The organism is Bacillus sp. FSL W8-1141 (assembly GCF_038593205.1).
GTDB lineage: Bacteria > Bacillota > Bacilli > Bacillales > Bacillaceae > Bacillus > Bacillus altitudinis.
Genome location: NZ_CP151973.1, coordinates 1,756,161 through 1,771,731 on the forward strand (window position 1 = coordinate 1,756,161; position 15,571 = coordinate 1,771,731).

14 protein-coding genes are annotated in these 15,571 nt (G+C 39.8%); 11 read left to right on the plus strand and 3 right to left on the minus strand.

Annotated features, from left to right (window positions below; all coding sequences use genetic code 11):
- The first annotated feature begins 34 nt into the window (after window positions 1-34).
- The gene (locus NSQ52_RS08850; RefSeq protein WP_327862040.1) at window positions 35-943 is read left to right on the plus strand and encodes a DMT family transporter; all 909 of its coding nucleotides are present in this window, start codon (window positions 35-37) and stop codon (window positions 941-943) included.
- 13 nt (window positions 944-956) lie between these two features.
- On the opposite strand, the gene NSQ52_RS08855 is transcribed toward NSQ52_RS08850, so the two are convergent.
- On the minus strand, window positions 957-1,148 hold the full coding sequence (locus NSQ52_RS08855; RefSeq protein WP_342474069.1) for a hypothetical protein: 192 nt from the start codon (window positions 1,146-1,148) through the stop codon (window positions 957-959).
- A 107-nt stretch (window positions 1,149-1,255) separates the two neighbouring features.
- Between NSQ52_RS08855 and NSQ52_RS08860 the strand changes: the two genes are divergently transcribed.
- The 8 genes from NSQ52_RS08860 to NSQ52_RS08895 all read left to right on the plus strand — a co-directional run bounded on the left by NSQ52_RS08860 (window position 1,256) and on the right by NSQ52_RS08895 (window position 13,117).
- Window positions 1,256-3,472, plus strand: a complete 2,217-nt coding sequence (locus tag NSQ52_RS08860) for an RNA ligase (RefSeq protein ID WP_342474070.1) — start codon at window positions 1,256-1,258, stop codon at window positions 3,470-3,472.
- A 64-nt stretch (window positions 3,473-3,536) separates the two neighbouring features.
- The gene (locus NSQ52_RS08865; RefSeq protein WP_017359590.1) at window positions 3,537-4,247 is read left to right on the plus strand and encodes a DUF421 domain-containing protein; all 711 of its coding nucleotides are present in this window, start codon (window positions 3,537-3,539) and stop codon (window positions 4,245-4,247) included.
- A 228-nt stretch (window positions 4,248-4,475) separates the two neighbouring features.
- Window positions 4,476-5,057 carry a TetR/AcrR family transcriptional regulator gene (locus tag NSQ52_RS08870; protein WP_007499369.1) on the plus strand — a complete coding sequence of 194 codons (582 nt, stop codon included), beginning with the start codon at window positions 4,476-4,478 and terminating at the stop codon, window positions 5,055-5,057.
- Between the two features lie 21 nt (window positions 5,058-5,078).
- Entirely contained in the window at window positions 5,079-8,222 is a 3,144-nt protein-coding gene (locus tag NSQ52_RS08875) for a bifunctional cytochrome P450/NADPH--P450 reductase (protein WP_342474071.1), read from the plus strand.
- Between the two features lie 245 nt (window positions 8,223-8,467).
- On the plus strand, window positions 8,468-9,376 hold the full coding sequence (locus NSQ52_RS08880) for a trypsin-like serine protease (protein ID WP_045034804.1): 909 nt from the start codon (window positions 8,468-8,470) through the stop codon (window positions 9,374-9,376).
- A gap of 146 nt (window positions 9,377-9,522) precedes the next feature.
- On the plus strand, window positions 9,523-11,517 hold the full coding sequence (locus NSQ52_RS08885) for a glycosyltransferase family 39 protein (protein ID WP_342474072.1): 1,995 nt from the start codon (window positions 9,523-9,525) through the stop codon (window positions 11,515-11,517).
- 227 nt (window positions 11,518-11,744) lie between these two features.
- The gene (locus NSQ52_RS08890) at window positions 11,745-12,125 is read left to right on the plus strand and encodes a NucA/NucB deoxyribonuclease domain-containing protein (RefSeq protein ID WP_234891323.1); all 381 of its coding nucleotides are present in this window, start codon (window positions 11,745-11,747) and stop codon (window positions 12,123-12,125) included.
- Between the two features lie 143 nt (window positions 12,126-12,268).
- A complete protein-coding gene (locus tag NSQ52_RS08895) occupies window positions 12,269-13,117 on the plus strand; it encodes an STAS domain-containing protein (protein ID WP_017359585.1) in 849 nt (282 codons plus the stop codon).
- A 32-nt stretch (window positions 13,118-13,149) separates the two neighbouring features.
- Here the strand turns inward: NSQ52_RS08895 and NSQ52_RS08900 are convergent, their stop codons facing one another.
- Window positions 13,150-13,692 carry an IseA DL-endopeptidase inhibitor family protein gene (locus NSQ52_RS08900; protein ID WP_017359584.1) on the minus strand — a complete coding sequence of 181 codons (543 nt, stop codon included), beginning with the start codon at window positions 13,690-13,692 and terminating at the stop codon, window positions 13,150-13,152.
- A gap of 296 nt (window positions 13,693-13,988) precedes the next feature.
- Here NSQ52_RS08900 and NSQ52_RS08905 point away from each other — a divergent pair, with 296 nt between their 5' ends.
- On the plus strand, window positions 13,989-14,432 hold the full coding sequence (locus tag NSQ52_RS08905) for a hypothetical protein (protein WP_144678736.1): 444 nt from the start codon (window positions 13,989-13,991) through the stop codon (window positions 14,430-14,432).
- Window positions 14,433-14,479: 47 nt separating this feature from the next.
- Here the strand turns inward: NSQ52_RS08905 and lexA are convergent, their stop codons facing one another.
- Window positions 14,480-15,100, minus strand: coding sequence for a transcriptional repressor LexA (gene lexA, locus NSQ52_RS08910; RefSeq protein WP_007499350.1), 621 nt, complete (start codon window positions 15,098-15,100; stop codon window positions 14,480-14,482).
- 159 nt (window positions 15,101-15,259) lie between these two features.
- On the opposite strand from lexA, the gene yneA reads away from it, so the two are divergent.
- Entirely contained in the window at window positions 15,260-15,571 is a 312-nt protein-coding gene (gene yneA, locus NSQ52_RS08915) for a cell division suppressor protein YneA (RefSeq protein ID WP_007499348.1), read from the plus strand.

The following is a 15,571-nucleotide window of genomic DNA, read 5'->3' on the forward strand; positions in this document are numbered from 1 at the left end:
AGCTCATCTACTGCTGATGTAAAGGAAGCTGCTAATGGAAATGAAGACAAATGCTCCAAAGAAGTCGATTGCGGTGCCGCTTGTGATCTCAATCATTGCGATTTCGTTTTCGGCCATTATTGTGAAGTGGTCAAGTGCGCCTGCTGCTATTTTAAGTATGTATCGAATGATATTTGCGGCGGTTTTGATGCTTCCGTTTATTCTGCCGCGTCAAAAAGAGCTTGTCTCGTTAAAGTGGAGAGACTGGTTTTTCTTATGTATGTCAGGTTTCTTTTTAGGGCTCCATTTTGTTTTGTGGTTCGGCTCATTGAAGCTCACCACAGTGGCGAGCTCTACAATCATCATTGCACTTCAACCGATGGTGTCATTATTAGGCGGATTTCTCATTTTTCGTGAACGAACAACGAAGTCAGCCATTTTCACAATGTGTGCGGCGATTGTTGGTGCGCTCATGATCGGATGGGGGGATATCGGACATAGCCAAGACGCCATTATAGGAGACATTTTATCCTTTTTCAGTGTAATCGCTGTTGTTTGTTATTTATTAATCGGTCAACAAGCTGTGAGAAAGATATCTCATTGGATTTATAGTTTTTGTGTATTTGGTTTTGCCGGCTTTTTTTTAATTTTATTTAACCTTATACAGCAAACGCCTTTTGTAGGCTATTCGGGTAAAGAATGGGGGATTTTCTTACTGCTCGCCATTATCCCTACCATGTCCCATGTCATTAACAACTGGCTGTTAACCTATGTGAATGCGACAACTATTTCAATGAGTATTCTAGGCGAACCTGTTGGGGCAACGATACTCGCTGTTTTACTGCTTGGAGAGAAAGTCACGCTGCTGCAAATGTTCGGTGGTCTTCTTGTCCTTTTAGGTGTCTTTTTCTTTTTGATGCAGCAGCGACAAGGAATCGTGATGAAAACAAAAAAATCCGGTTAACTCCCGGATTTTTTTACTCTTTTAAATGATTTTTTTCAATTACTTTGTTTAATCTAGCCTCGACTTTCTTCAATTCCACTTGTTTTCTTCTTATCATTCGAATTCCGATGACAACGATGGTCACGATCAATGCAATGAATAGAAGAGAAAATGCTTGGAATACGATATCCCCAATGTTGAATGCAGTATTCGCTTCTTTAGGCATGTGTAACCCTCCTTATATCTATATATTACCATAATCAATAAAAGATTGAGATTTATCCATAATTTATCTATAATAGGTAAAATATCACTCATTAAAGGAGAACCATTATGAGAACTTTAGTCCTTTTACGAGGTCTCCCAGGTGCAGGTAAATCAACTTGGATCAAAGAACAAGGCTTAGAACCATATACATTATCAGCGGATCAGATCCGTCTGTTAACCCAGCCTCCGCAGTTATCAGTCAATGGGAAACCGGAAATTTCAAGCAAACATGATCATAAAGTCTGGTCTTTATTATTTGAACTCCTCACAGCCCGAATGGAACGAGGAGACTTTACTGTCATTGATGCAACACATGTCACAAGTAAGTCCATTTCGCAGTATAAATCATTAGCTACTTCATACCGCTATAGAGTGTATGTCGTCGATTTTACGCAAGTGCCTCTTGAAACAGCCCTGCTGCAAAATCGCGGTCGAGAGCCGCACAAAGTAGTGAAGGAATCTGTGTTATATCAAATGAATGAACGGTTAAAGACAGAGAAGGTGCCTTCATGGGTAACCGTTTTGACGCCTGAGGAATATCCAGCCATTATGACTTATCAGCCCAGGTCTTTTGATCAGTATGAGGCCATTCATGTATTCGGTGATATTCACGGCTGTTACACAGCTCTAAATACTTATTTGCAAGGAGACTTGAAAGAAAACGAGCTTTATATCTTTGCAGGTGATTTGCTTGATAGAGGAATAGAAAACAAGGAAGTTTTAGAATGGATGCTGGCACATAGAGAATGCCGCAATGTGATCGTCATTGAAGGAAATCATGATCAGCATCTTTACAAATATGCACATGAAGAAAAAGTGAGAAGTAATATGTTTAACCGTCATACTGCGCCTGAAATTGCGGAAGCAGGTTTTGACCTAAAAGAGTTAAGGAAGTTTGTCAGAACATTTCATCAGCTCACCTATTTTACGTATCATGGTCAGACATTTCTTGTCACCCATGGTGGGCTTGCCCATTTGCCAGAAGAGCTTCTGCATGTCTCAGCGCAGCAGCTTATTCACGGAGTAGGTGAATATTCAGATGACATTGACCACTTATTTGTCCAAAACACTTCTGGATTAGATATCATTCAAATTCATGGTCATCGCAATTTATATAGACTGCCTATCCAAGCGGCGGAAAGATCTTATAATCTCGAAGGTCAGGTTGAATTTGGCGGACAGCTGCGTGTGTTAAAAATCACAGCAGGCGGGATTGAGACACATGAAATTGACAATCCTGTCTACAGAGCTTCTGAAAACAAGCAACCGGTCTTTGTTCAGCCCAATGTGACGCTGGATGATTTTTTAGCCCATTTAGATCAGCATGAATATGTACAGGAATTAAAGCTGCCACACGATATTTCATCTTTTAATTTCACGAAAAAAGCATTTAGTGAAAGACAATGGGATGAAATAAATGTCAAAGCAAGAGGGTTGTTTATCAATATGACTTCAAAGCAGATTGTGTCTAGAAGTTATAATAAGTTTTTTAATATTGATGAACGTCCTGAAACCAGAATGCAGCATTTAGTGAATCATCTTCAATTTCCTGTGACGGTCTATGATAAAGCAAATGGATACTTAGGTACGGTTGGGTTTAACGACATAAAAGATGAGCTGGTGTTTACGTCCAAATCGTATACGTCACATGTGAAGCAAAATCAGCATGCTGCTTGGGTCGAAGAGCTATTTTATGCGACCTTTGACGATGTGCAGGTCGATTACATCAAATCATATGTACGCGACAACCATGTATCCCTTGTATTTGAAGTCATTTTGCCAGAGAAAGACCCGCATATTATCACATATGATCATGATCAACTCATTTTACTTGATATCGTGAAGCGTCAGCTGAACTATGAAAAAGAACCATTTGCTGAAGTAAAAAGGCTCAGTGAACAGCTTGGCATGCGGTGCAAACAGCAAGTGGCAGTGTTTCATGATTGGACCTCTTTCTATAAATGGTATCAATCTGTATCACATGATGACACAATCAAAGAAGAAGGCTATGTCATTGAGGATAACAGTGGCTTTATGACCAAGTTAAAGCTTCCTTATTATCAATTTTGGAAGCAGATGCGATCCATTAAACAGCGTGTTGCAGATAAGCGCTCCACCCAAAAATATATGCAGGCTTTGCAAACAGCAGAGCAAGCAAGATTTTATACATGGCTGCTCGAGCAAGATCCAGTAAACGTGAGAAACTGCTCAATCATTGAGCTGCGTTCACAATTTGAGCAAACGGAAGCGGGCCATTTGAATAATGACGGAATAAATGCATAGTCTAACAAAGAGTCTTTTCTAAAGAAAAGGCTTTTTTTCATGAAATCGAAAGGTGGAAGCTGAAATGCCAGATCATATTGAAGTCATTCTTCGAACCATATTTGCTTTTGCTATTTTATTCGGCGGTGCCCGTCTTCTTGGAAAGCAAACCATTGCGCAAATGAATATTTTTGATTTCATTGCAGCGATTAGTCTAGGTTCAATTGCGGCGAACCTGGCGTTTAATACTACGCTTCCGCTTCATCACACAACCATTTCTTTTGTGACACTTGTGATCATTATTTATGTGATTTCTTTACTTGCTTTAAGAAGCCGGAAGGTGAGAGGATTTATGGCCGGTAAACCAACGCTTGTGATTCAAAATGGCAAAATCCTTGAAGAGAATATGAAAGGAATGAGGTATACACTAGATTATTTAAATCAACAGCTCAGAGAAAAGAATGTGTTTGACATTAGTGAAGTTGAATTTGCAATGATTGAAACAGATGGACATATGTCAGTGAAAAAATACCCTTCATTTGATTATGTCACGCGAAAAGATCTTAACCTGTGGATGCAGGCAGAGCGTTACATGCCCATTGAAGTCATTATGGACGGAAAGCTCATTTTGAAAAACCTTCATGAAAACCAATTAACGGAGCAGTGGATATATGAAGAAATTCAAAAAAGGCAGCTGTCTTTAAAAGACATTGTTTATGCGGTTCGTTCAAGTAATGGCAGTTTATACATTGATACATATGACGATCACATCCATTCTCCAATTGACCAAGAATGAACATATAGTTCAGACGACACCTACGCGTCACAGAACTGCCAATATTTATAAGTCGTTTGGATGTCATGTGACTAGGTATCATTTCTCAATTATTATTATTTTCAGAAAATGTGATGACGGAGAAAAATAAGTATGTTTAAGTATAAATAGATGAATTTAAAATATTAATATAATATACACCAAGCGGAATGAACATTCATTCCTAATAAATCGAAAGGAGAGGATGAAATGCCCGCAGCAACTACTGATAAACAGGAGCAGATTATGAAGGCTTCTCTGGACTTATTTATTGAACGGGGTTTTGACGGTACAACGATGCCGATGATTTCGAAAAGAGCCAATGTTGGAGCAGGAACCATTTATCGTTATTTTGATAGTAAAGAGGCTCTTGTGAACATTTTATACCAGCGAAGCCTGACTGCATTTATCGACAAGGTGAATACAAACAGTCCAGACCCTAAAGCAAGTATCAGGGCTTATTTCAAACATGTCTTTTATTGCTTAGTGCTCTTTACAAAAGAGAATCCAAGTGGTCTGTACTTCTTAGAAATTGACAAACGCTCACACTATTTAGATGAGACAAGTAAAGAGAAGATGCAGCAGCTATTAAATGAGCTATTTCATATTTTTGAAGAAGGCAAAAAGGATGGAATTCATCCAAATCTTTCAGGGAGAACGATTTTATCCATTGTATTTGGAGCGTTCGTTCAGCTTCATAAACAGATTTTAGCAGAGGAAATTGAGCCAACGATTGAATTTTTAGAAGATATTGAGCAATGTTTATGGCGTGCCATTAGCGTTGCATCATAAAGAAATAAAGGGAGTGGGCACATGCAACAAACATCAATCATTCCAAAACCAAAAACATACGGACCTTTAAAAAATATTCCTCATATCAAAAAAGGAGAGCTTTCTCAAACCTTTTGGCGGCTGGCAGATGAATTAGGGCCGATCTTTCAGTTTGAATTTTCAAAAGCAACAAGTATTTTTGTTTCCAACCATGAACTTGCCAAAGAAGTATTTGATGAGAGACGTTTTGATAAATTCATTGGAAGCAGTCTCAATAAAGTGAGAACATTTTCAGGGGATGGGTTATTCACAAGTTGGACAGAAGAGCCGAATTGGAGAAAGGCTCATCACATCTTGATGCCGGCGTTTAGCCAGCAGGCCATGAAGGGCTATCATGAGATGATGCTCGATATTGCCACACAGCTTGTACAAAAATGGCAAAGAACGGGCCGTGATGAAGAAATTGAAGTAGCAGAGGATATGACAAAGCTCACTTTAGATACGATCGGGCTATGCGGTTTTGATTTTCGATTTAACAGCTTTTACAAAGAAAATCAACATCCATTTATTGAAAGCATGCTGAATGGCTTAAATGAAGCGATGGATCAAGCAAGCAGATTGCCGGTCGCAGATAAATTAATGATCAAAAGAAGAAAAGAATTTGAACAAGATGTTGAATTTATGAAGAAATTAGTAGATGACATTATTCAAGAACGGAAAAAACAAGATAAAACGGGCAATGATTTACTTTCTCTCATGCTACATGCAAAGGATCCTGAAACAGGTGAACGCCTGTCAGATGAAAATATCCGTTATCAAATCATTACCTTCTTAATAGCAGGTCATGAAACAACAAGTGGATTGTTGTCATTTGCGATTTATTTTTTACTAAAGAATCCAGACAAATTAAAAAAAGCCGTACAAGAAGCAGACGACGTGCTACAAGGCGGACTGCCGACATTTAAACAGGTTCAAAAACTAAGTTATACGCGTATGGTCTTAAATGAAGCACTTCGCCTCTGGCCGACGGCGCCTACGTTCTCTCTTTATGCGAAAGAGGATACAGTCATTGGAGGGAAATATCCGATCAAAAAAAACCAAAGTGTCAGTGTGTTGCTTCCTAAAATACATCGGGATCAAGCGGTTTGGGGGAAGGATGCAGAAGAATTCAAGCCTGAACGTTTTATGCATCCTGAAAAGATTCCACAGCATGCCTATAAACCGTTCGGAAATGGCCAGCGTGCATGTATTGGGATGCAATTTGCCCTTCATGAAGCCACGATGGTTCTGGCGATGGTTCTGCACAACCTTGAACTGATTGACCATACGTCGTATGAACTGGATTTAAAAGAATCCCTGACGATTAAGCCGAATGATTTTAAAATCAAAGTGCGGCCAAGAAAGCAGCAATTCTTTATGACGCCTCCGAAAGAAGAAGTGAAGAAAAGCACGGCATCTGATGAAGTGAAAATAGCGAGTCATGGAACACCGCTATTGGTCTTGTATGGATCAAATCTGGGCACAGCAAAGCAGATGGCAAACGAATTTGCTGAAGACGGGAAAGCAAAAGGGTTTGACGTGACAACGGCACCGCTTGATGATTATACTCGAAAGTTACCAGAGTCAGGCGCAGTTTTAATTGTAACGGCTTCATACAACGGTCATCCGCCTGATCATGCGAAACAGTTTGTGGATTGGGTAACGCAGGATGAGGAGCAGGATCTATCAAATGTGACATTTGCAGTCTTTGGGTGCGGGGATCGAAATTGGGCGAGCACGTATCAGCGTATTCCTCGTCTGATTGATGAAGCACTTGAAAGAAAAGGGGCGAAGCGTGTAACGGATATTGGTGAAGGCGATGCGGGCGGTGATATGGATGAAGATAAAGAAACATTCCAGAAGACAGTCTTCAATGAGCTTGCAAAAGAATTCAAATTAACCTTGCAGGAGAAACGTCAAGAAAAGCCAAACCTATCCATTGCATATACGAATGAGCTAGTGGAACGTCCTGTTGCTAAAACATACGGTGCCTTTTCAGCTGTTGTATTGAAAAATCAAGAATTACAATCTGAAAAAAGTACCCGCCAAACAAGGCATATCGAACTTCAATTACCTGAAGGCAAGCACTATAAAGAAGGAGATCATATCGGAATCGTGCCAAAAAATAGTGCAACACTCGTTCAGCGAGTGACCGATCGTTTTAAGCTGGATCCAGAGCAGCATATGATACTCTCTTCGGAAAAAGAAGCAAGTCATTTACCATTAAATCAGCCAATTCAAGTCGGAGAATTGCTGGCGTCACATGTAGAGCTACAAGAGCCTGTGACACGTACTCAGCTAAGAGATCTTGCAAAATATACGGTATGCCCACCTCATCGTATTGAACTTGAACAAATGGCGGGAGAAATTTATCAAGAAGCTGTATTAAAGAAGCGTGTGACCATGCTTGATTTACTAGAACAGTACGAAGCATGTGAACTGCCATTTGATCATTTCTTAGCCCTTTTACCAGGATTGAAGCCTCGTTATTACTCGATCTCCAGTTCGCCAAAGGTGGATGAAAAGAGGCTTAGTATCACAGTAGCTGTTGTGAAAGGAAAATCATGGAGCGGACGCGGTGAATACGCAGGCGTCGCATCAAACTATTTATGCGGACTGCAAGAAGGAGATGAAGTGGCCTGCTTCCTTCATGAAGCTCAAGCAGGATTCGAATTGCCGCCTTCTCCTGAAATACCAATGATCATGATTGGACCAGGAACAGGTATCGCCCCGTTTAGAGGGTTCATTCAGGCAAGGGAAGCATGGCAAAATGAAGGGAAGTCGTTAGGTGAAGCCCATCTTTATTTTGGCTGCCGCCACCCGCATGAAGATGATCTGTATTATGACGAAATGCAGCTTGCACAAGAAAAAGGAGTCGTCACCATCCACCGTGCTTACTCTCGCTACGAGGAGCAAAAAGTGTATGTCCAGCACTTCATTAAAAATGATGGAGCCAAGCTCATTGAATTGCTCGACAAAGGCGCCTACCTGTATATTTGCGGGGATGGAAAGGTCATGGCACCAGATGTCGAGGCAACACTTATTGAACTGTATCAGACTGAGAAACAGTGTGCGAAAGAAACAGCTGAACAATGGCTGACATCTTTAGCCAATGACAACAGATATGTAAAAGATGTATGGAGCTGATCATGTTGAAAAGAAGACAAAGGGCTAAAATAAATCACATTTTAGCCCTTCGTCAACAATCTTGAAACCGCCAAAATGGCGGTTTTTTCTTTTTTCATAGAGAGATCGCTAGAATAAATATTTGGAAGATACGAAACACCTAATTTACAAATGAAATATTTTGTAAAAAATAAGAATATTCTCTCATTTACTCCAATATGAAACAATCGTATCATTTTTGATATAGGACATAAAGGAGGAATATGATGAAAAAGGTGAAAAAATTAATCCCTTCTCTACTCGTTTTTGGTGCTTTAAGTGTGCCTAGTTTTGCCCATGCAGCATCTGATTCAGTACTTACGTCTGATTATGACATGGTGACTTCTGACGGAAAGGTGATTTCTTCAGCTGACTTCCACAACGATATGAAAACCCCCTCATCCTTTGACAAAGTGGATGATCTCTCTTCTACTATTGGCGAAAAAGTAAAACCACTCACAACATATTTAAAAGACTTTCAAACAAAAGTAGTCATTGGAGACGATGGTAGAACAAAAGTGACGAATACAAGAGTAGCACCCTATAATTCTATTGCTTATATTACATTTGGTGGATCTAGCTGCACTGGAACACTCATTGCTCCAAACAAAATATTGACAAACGGACACTGCGTCTACAATACAGCCACAAGAAGTTATAGTGCAAAAGGGTCTGTCTACCCAGGCATGAATGACAGCACGGCTGTAAACGGCTCAGCAAACATGACCGAATTCTATGTACCAAGCGGATATATCAACACGGGGGCGAGTCAATATGATTTTGCCGTCATTAAAACAGATACGAACATTGGAAATACGGTCGGCTACCGCTCTATTCGTCAAGTGACAAATCTAACAGGTACAACGATTAAAATTTCTGGATATCCAGGTGATAAAATGAGATCGACTGGCAAAGTGTCACAATGGGAAATGTCAGGTCCAGTCACGAGAGAAGATACGAATCTCGCATACTATACGATCGATACATTTAGCGGAAACTCAGGCTCTGCGATGCTAGATCAGAACCAACAAATCGTCGGGGTCCATAATGCGGGTTATTCAAACGGAACGATCAACGGCGGACCAAAAGCGACGGCTGCCTTTGTTGAATTTATCAACTATGCGAAGGCGCAATAAAAAATAGAACAATCAGCTTGTTTCCTTTACAGGGGACAGGCTTTTTTTATCGTCAAATGCAGAAAAGTTTCTTTTTTTGTTCATCACTATTTCATATTTACAAGCTATGCTGAATGAAATAAATGAAAAAGAAAGAAGAGATATGAGTGAAAAATAAAAAAATAGATATGATATTGTTGTTGATTTTACTGATTGCAGCTTTTCTCTACACTTATCAAATTTGGCAGAATGACAGTGCCAATCAATATTATTTAGCTGCAGTCAAAAGTATGTCCAAAAGCTTCCATCACTTTTTTTATGCCTCATTTGATGCAGCTGGATTCGTATCAATTGATAAACCACCCGTCGTTTTATGGATTCAAACCATCAGTGCACTTATTTTTGGCTTTCATACATGGAGTGTGATATTGCCGCAGGCACTTGCTGGAGTGGGGTCTGTTCTTCTTCTTTATCTCATAATAAAACCGGCTTTCGGTCAAGGTGCTGCAAGGGTGTCAGCGGCCGTTATGGCTCTCACGCCAATTGCCGCAGCTGTGAGCAGAACAAACAATATAGACAGTATGCTCGTCTTCACATTACTTGCGGGTACGTATTTCTTAATGCGTGCTGTAAAAAGCGGAAAGATGCGCTGGCTTCTTATGGCCTTCGCTTTGGTAGCGGTAGGATTTAATATGAAGATGCTGCAAGCGTTTATGGTCGTTCCAGCATTTATTTTCTACTATTTCATTGCTGCTCGCGTACCGTTAAAAAAGAAAATTTTCTCTCTCTTATGCTCGATCGTCGTATTAGTCTGCTTATCTCTATCGTGGGCAGTTGCTGTAGATATGACAGCTGAAAGTGAGCGTCCTTATGTGGGAAGCAGCCAAACAAATTCAGTGTTAGAACTTGCCTTCGGGTATAACGGCACGGAACGGCTGCTTGGTCAGACGACAGGGAAATCCTTTGGTGACATGAACCAGCAAGCAGGTATGATGATGCCAGACAATTCTGGATTAGGGAATTCGTCAGAGGATCAGTCAAACAGAAATCAGCCGCCTCCATCCCAAAATCAAATGATGCCACCTCAACATGGTCCAGGTGGTGGTTCTCCGCCTGGAAGTGCTGTAGGTCAACAAAGTATGAATATGTATGGCACTGGGAATCCCGGTATATTTCGTTTATTTCAATCTGCATTGTCAGGTCAAATCAGCTGGATGTTGCCGTTTGCTTTGTTTGGGCTTTTAGGGATGATCATCAGCTGGTGGAAGGAGAGAAAAGCTCAATTAAATGAATGGAAACAAACGATGTTTTGGACAGCATGGTTGATTCCTGCTGCCGGATTCTTTAGTATTGCGGGTTTCTTTCACCATTACTATCTCATTATGCTTGCCCCGCCTATTGCAGCACTATGCGGCATAGGAGCTAAGAAGATGGGAGAGTTATTTAAGGCAAACAAAGGAATATCTGCGTATTTGCTTCCAGCAGCAATCGCTGTTACAGCCATCTTCCAAGGGTATATTTTGAGTAACTATACGACTCAAATCAGTAGTATTTGGATGTATGCCATTGCCATTGCGGGAACAAGTATCGCTATCCTATTGCTGATGTACAGAGAAAAACAATTGATCATGAAACGACTGCTCATCACTGCTTTGACAACGCTGTTACTGTTTCCAGGTTTTTGGTCCGCCACCCCAATCATATATGGTGGAAATGCTGTTCTTCCAGAGGCAGGTGTACAGCTGGCTAGTTCACGAGGTGGGAACATGTTTACATCTAGTGTCGATCAAGGCTTACTCACTTATTTAAAGGCTCATCAAACAGGTGAAACGTATTTATTTGCAACGCTTACAACTGTTACCGCAGCGCCATATATCATTGATGAAGATGAGAATGTCATGGCTTTAGGCGGTTTTAATGGGACAGATCCTATTTTGAATGTCAACAAATTAAAAGCACTTATTCAACAAGGAAAGGTGAAATACTTTTTATTACCAGACAATCAGTCATCAGCTAACAGCAAATTGGTTAGCTGGATTAAATCACATAGTACAGTCATCTCATCTGAAGAATATAAACGATCCACATCAGCTGAAGAGGGGATGCCATCCGAGATGTCTTCACAAAACGAAACATTATATAGAGTAGATGAAATATCTTAAGTAGAACAAGGCGAATGATGAAGAGATCATTCGTTTTTTCTTATGGATCAGTATCCAGGAAGATTCAGCTCATGTTTTTCACATGTCATCACTCAGCCACTCATACATTAAAAATGACTCATTCCCTTCAAGTCAACATCATTTCATCAAAAGTATGAGGAGGTCACGAGCTTTTGAAGATGAGAAAAGGCTGGATCGCTGCTGTCGTTCTTTGTTTTGTCATTTGGATGGGTGTGTTATTAGGTGGTTTTGGAGAGGATCGTTCCGCAAAAGGAGCAGATCGTTATGATCATGTGATTCAATTTCCTAAGGAACGGTATCCTGAAACAGGCAGTCATATTCAAGAAGCTATTCGAAAAGGGCACTCAGACGTGTGTACCATTGACCGAAATGGGGCAGATGCCCGCAGGCAAGAATCATTAAAAGGAATTCCCACAAAACCTGGTTTTGACCGGGATGAATGGCCGATGGCGGTGTGTCTTGAAGGAGGAAAGGGGGCGAGCGTTCAATATGTCAGTCCATCAGATAATAGAGGCGCTGGTTCATGGGTCGGGCATCAAATCAGCGGGTATCCTGACGGGAAACGAATTTTATTTATTGTTAAATAAACATAGACAAGAGGCTCCTTGAGAGGGGCTCTTTTTGTTCAACAGGAGCGTATTCGAGCTAGCAGGTACAAAAGATTCAATGGTACAATCAATCCATCAGGTACAAAGACTGACAAGTAGAAAATGTGAAGGGACATATGCTTATGGAAAAGAACCGTGCATTATACGATTTTTTCATGCAACATGCAGAGAAACTGACTGAAACATGGTATGAATCAATTGAGGATGATGATCCAGAATCCATTTATCGTTCAACAGATTCCAGCATCATAGCAGAGCTTAAACGGCAAAATCAAGATTATTATCAGCATTTTATCCGCGCACTTATTGAAGACAAGACGTATTTACATACGAAATTTAAAAAATGGTCTGAAGACTTGGCAAGTGATCCGAAGCACTTGAACACACCATTAGATTACGTCGTGAGAGAATATATGTCCAATCAAAGAGTGGTTCTTCATTACTTAAAAGAGTTTATAAAACAGCATCAAGGTGATATTGACATTGATCGAATATTTTATTGGTATGATTTGATATCTGAGGCATTTAACATTTCAATTCATGTCTTTATTCAGCAATATGTGAAAAATACCACCAAAAAACTCGTTGCACAAAGAGACATGATTTATGAGCTGAGTTCCCCAGTCATTGTGTTAAAAAGTCATGTTGCTTTATTGCCTTTAGTTGGAGATATTGACACTGCGCGAGCAAAGATTATCTTAGAAAATACATTAAAACAGTGTTCGCAAAAAGGTGTTCAACATTTATGTATTGATTTATCAGGTGTCGTCATCATTGATACGATGGTAGCACATCAAATCTTTGATCTTGTCACGTCACTTCGGTTAATTGGGGTTGATACGACCATTTCAGGGATTAGACCAGAAATTGCTCAAACGGCTGTACAGCTTGGACTTCCTTTTAATGAATTTCAAACGGCTTCATCACTTGCTCACGCTTTAGATCGTATGACTGAATTTTCATCCATATAAAAACCAGGCCTAGTAAACGGCCTGGTTTTTATTTAGATCACAGCGTCAATTTTTGTTACTTTCCACTCGTTTTGTACTTTCTCGAAAGTGACAGTACGTTTTACTTTGCGTCCATCAAGTGTTGGAACTGTGAATTCGTATGTGCGGATTGTACTTTTCTTAGAGACGAGTTTAGGTGTTGCCTTATCCCAATTAAGCATATTGTCTCCATCACCAACTGGCACAGCCATTTTTCCTTTATGAACGATGAACTGATAGTCTTTTAAACCGTGAGTAATGGCATCTTTTGTGAAAACTTGAGATAGATAGCTGTTTAGTTTTTTCTTTGTGTCAAATGTTTTAGACAGGTAGTTGTAAGTCATATCTTTATAAGTAAATGATTTTAATTTGTAATCTGAATGCTCTTTAATGTTGTAGCCTGACATCGCACTCCAAAAGTGTTCTCTTGCATCAAGGGCAATATGTAACGCTTCTTTATTTGTCAAAGCGGCTGATTTTTTGGAAGCGGCCAGTGTTGTTGTTTGTAATGAGATCATAAGCATAATAGCGGTTAATAAAACAAATAATTTTTTCAAGGCGATTGCCTCCTTTTCTCAATGAAAACTTCTTATGTTACAAATGTTACAATAGTTACAGAGGTATTACAAGTATTAAATCTAAATGTTTTTTATTTCTTTTCTTTCTACATATATAACGTTTGAGGGAGACAAAAAGTTTTCATTTTTTTATTTTTTTCTTCCTCATTAATATTTAACCGTTCTAAAGAAGAATAAAACGTCTTTTGGAAAGATTTCTATTTGTCTCCTCAACACTCTTTTTTTATGTATGACATATACTGTCGTGATGAATGTCTAAGAAAGTGGTGTTTAGTATGTATAATCCATATGAAGGTACGTGGAATGGGCACTTGTACGATCGGCAGGTACAAAGCATGCCGGCGTTTCCTATTTCTCAAGTTGGAGGATTTCCCGGATTGCCATTCGGAGGGACTGGGCAAGGGCAAGGTGCAGGAGGACAGTCGGTCCCGCCAGCCCCGCCGCAGCATATCATCTCGCAATATCAACAAGCAGTTTCTCAGCCTCAAAGTATGCAGCCGCTCATTGCAGGGCAGAGTGTAGGCGGAAGCCAGCAAACGGTTCAATTTGCAGCTGGATGTAATAGAAGGTGGACCATTGTGTTCCTTAGAAACGGTCAAGTATTTCTCATGTATGTTCTTTCCTCGCAGCCTTTTGGCCGTACAACGGGTTTCATATGGCCGAACTTTACATTTGGCTCGTTCCCAAGCTCTAGTATTCTTGCATATTCTTGTTCATAAAAGAAAAAGCCGGCTCTCATCAGCAATTGATGAAATACCGGCTTTTTTTAATGAATATTTCTAAATACGCCAATCACTTTACCTAGTATACTCACATTCTGTAAAATAATCGGTTCCATTGATGGATTCTCGGGCTGTAATCTAAAGTGTGTATCTTCCTTATAAAAACGTTTCACTGTTGCTTCATCTTCTTCTGTCATAGCCACCACAATATCTCCATTGTTGGCAGTGCTTTGCTGACGCACAATGACGTAGTCTTTGTCCAAAATACCTGCATCAATCATACTTTCTCCCATAATTTCAAGCATAAATACTTGTTCATCTGGCGCTGCAAAAGTTTCTGGAAGTGGGAAATATTCTTCTACATTCTCAACAGCCGTGATAGGCAAGCCTGCTGTGACTTTTCCGATGACTGGAACATTCATTACAGCGCTTTTTGGAATATTCATTTCCTCTTCATCTAGTACTTCGATCGCTCTAGGTTTCGTTGGATCTCTTCTAATTAAACCTTTCGTTTCTAGTCTAGCTAAATGTCCATGGACAGTTGAACTTGATGCTAGACCGACAGCTTCACCAATTTCACGAACGGATGGGGGATAACCCTTGCTTTTTACTTCTTCTTTTATGAATTTCAGGATATCGAGTTGTCTTTTTGATAGCTTCGTCATCTTTTGCACCTCAAAACGTCAATTTTAAAGAAATTATAGCATGTTTTTCCTAACAGTACAAACATAGGTTCGAAAAAAACGTTTGACAGAAACGTTTGTTCGTATTTATAATGAGTGTCAGAAAGAACGAACACACATTCTATTAGGAGAGATGACATTATGAGGTTAAAGGAATCTATTATTTTTATTGGGCTATTCTCATTCATCGTTGGCATATTTCTCTCACTTATTGCAGTCACTAGCCATAATGATCCAAATCAATATGTTAAAATAGAGGTTCAATCAGGTGATACTCTTTGGGGATTAGCTGATCAAGTAAACGACAGTAAATCAATCGATAAAAATGCTTTTATTGACTGGGTAACTGAACACAATGATCTCGCTTCAACTGACATCCAGCCGGGAGATATCCTTGTAATTCCAGTTAAAAAAGAGCATCCAGTCGTATATCAACTTGCAACAGTACAGTAG

Excerpts from the sequence above, each read along its gene's own strand:
- NSQ52_RS08850 (WP_327862040.1), top strand. The coding sequence starts at position 35 with ATGGAAATGAAGACAAATGCTCCAAAGAAGTCGATTGCGGTGCCGCTT.
- NSQ52_RS08855 (WP_342474069.1), bottom strand. The coding sequence starts at position 1,148 with ATGCCTAAAGAAGCGAATACTGCATTCAACATTGGGGATATCGTATTC.
- NSQ52_RS08860 (WP_342474070.1), top strand. The coding sequence starts at position 1,256 with ATGAGAACTTTAGTCCTTTTACGAGGTCTCCCAGGTGCAGGTAAATCA.
- NSQ52_RS08865 (WP_017359590.1), top strand. The coding sequence starts at position 3,537 with ATGCCAGATCATATTGAAGTCATTCTTCGAACCATATTTGCTTTTGCT.
- NSQ52_RS08870 (WP_007499369.1), top strand. The coding sequence starts at position 4,476 with ATGCCCGCAGCAACTACTGATAAACAGGAGCAGATTATGAAGGCTTCT.
- NSQ52_RS08875 (WP_342474071.1), top strand. The coding sequence starts at position 5,079 with ATGCAACAAACATCAATCATTCCAAAACCAAAAACATACGGACCTTTA.
- NSQ52_RS08880 (WP_045034804.1), top strand. The coding sequence starts at position 8,468 with ATGAAAAAGGTGAAAAAATTAATCCCTTCTCTACTCGTTTTTGGTGCT.
- NSQ52_RS08890 (WP_234891323.1), top strand. The coding sequence starts at position 11,745 with ATGGGTGTGTTATTAGGTGGTTTTGGAGAGGATCGTTCCGCAAAAGGA.
- NSQ52_RS08895 (WP_017359585.1), top strand. The coding sequence starts at position 12,269 with ATGGAAAAGAACCGTGCATTATACGATTTTTTCATGCAACATGCAGAG.
- NSQ52_RS08905 (WP_144678736.1), top strand. The coding sequence starts at position 13,989 with ATGTATAATCCATATGAAGGTACGTGGAATGGGCACTTGTACGATCGG.
- lexA (WP_007499350.1), bottom strand. The coding sequence starts at position 15,100 with ATGACGAAGCTATCAAAAAGACAACTCGATATCCTGAAATTCATAAAA.
- yneA (WP_007499348.1), top strand. The coding sequence starts at position 15,260 with ATGAGGTTAAAGGAATCTATTATTTTTATTGGGCTATTCTCATTCATC.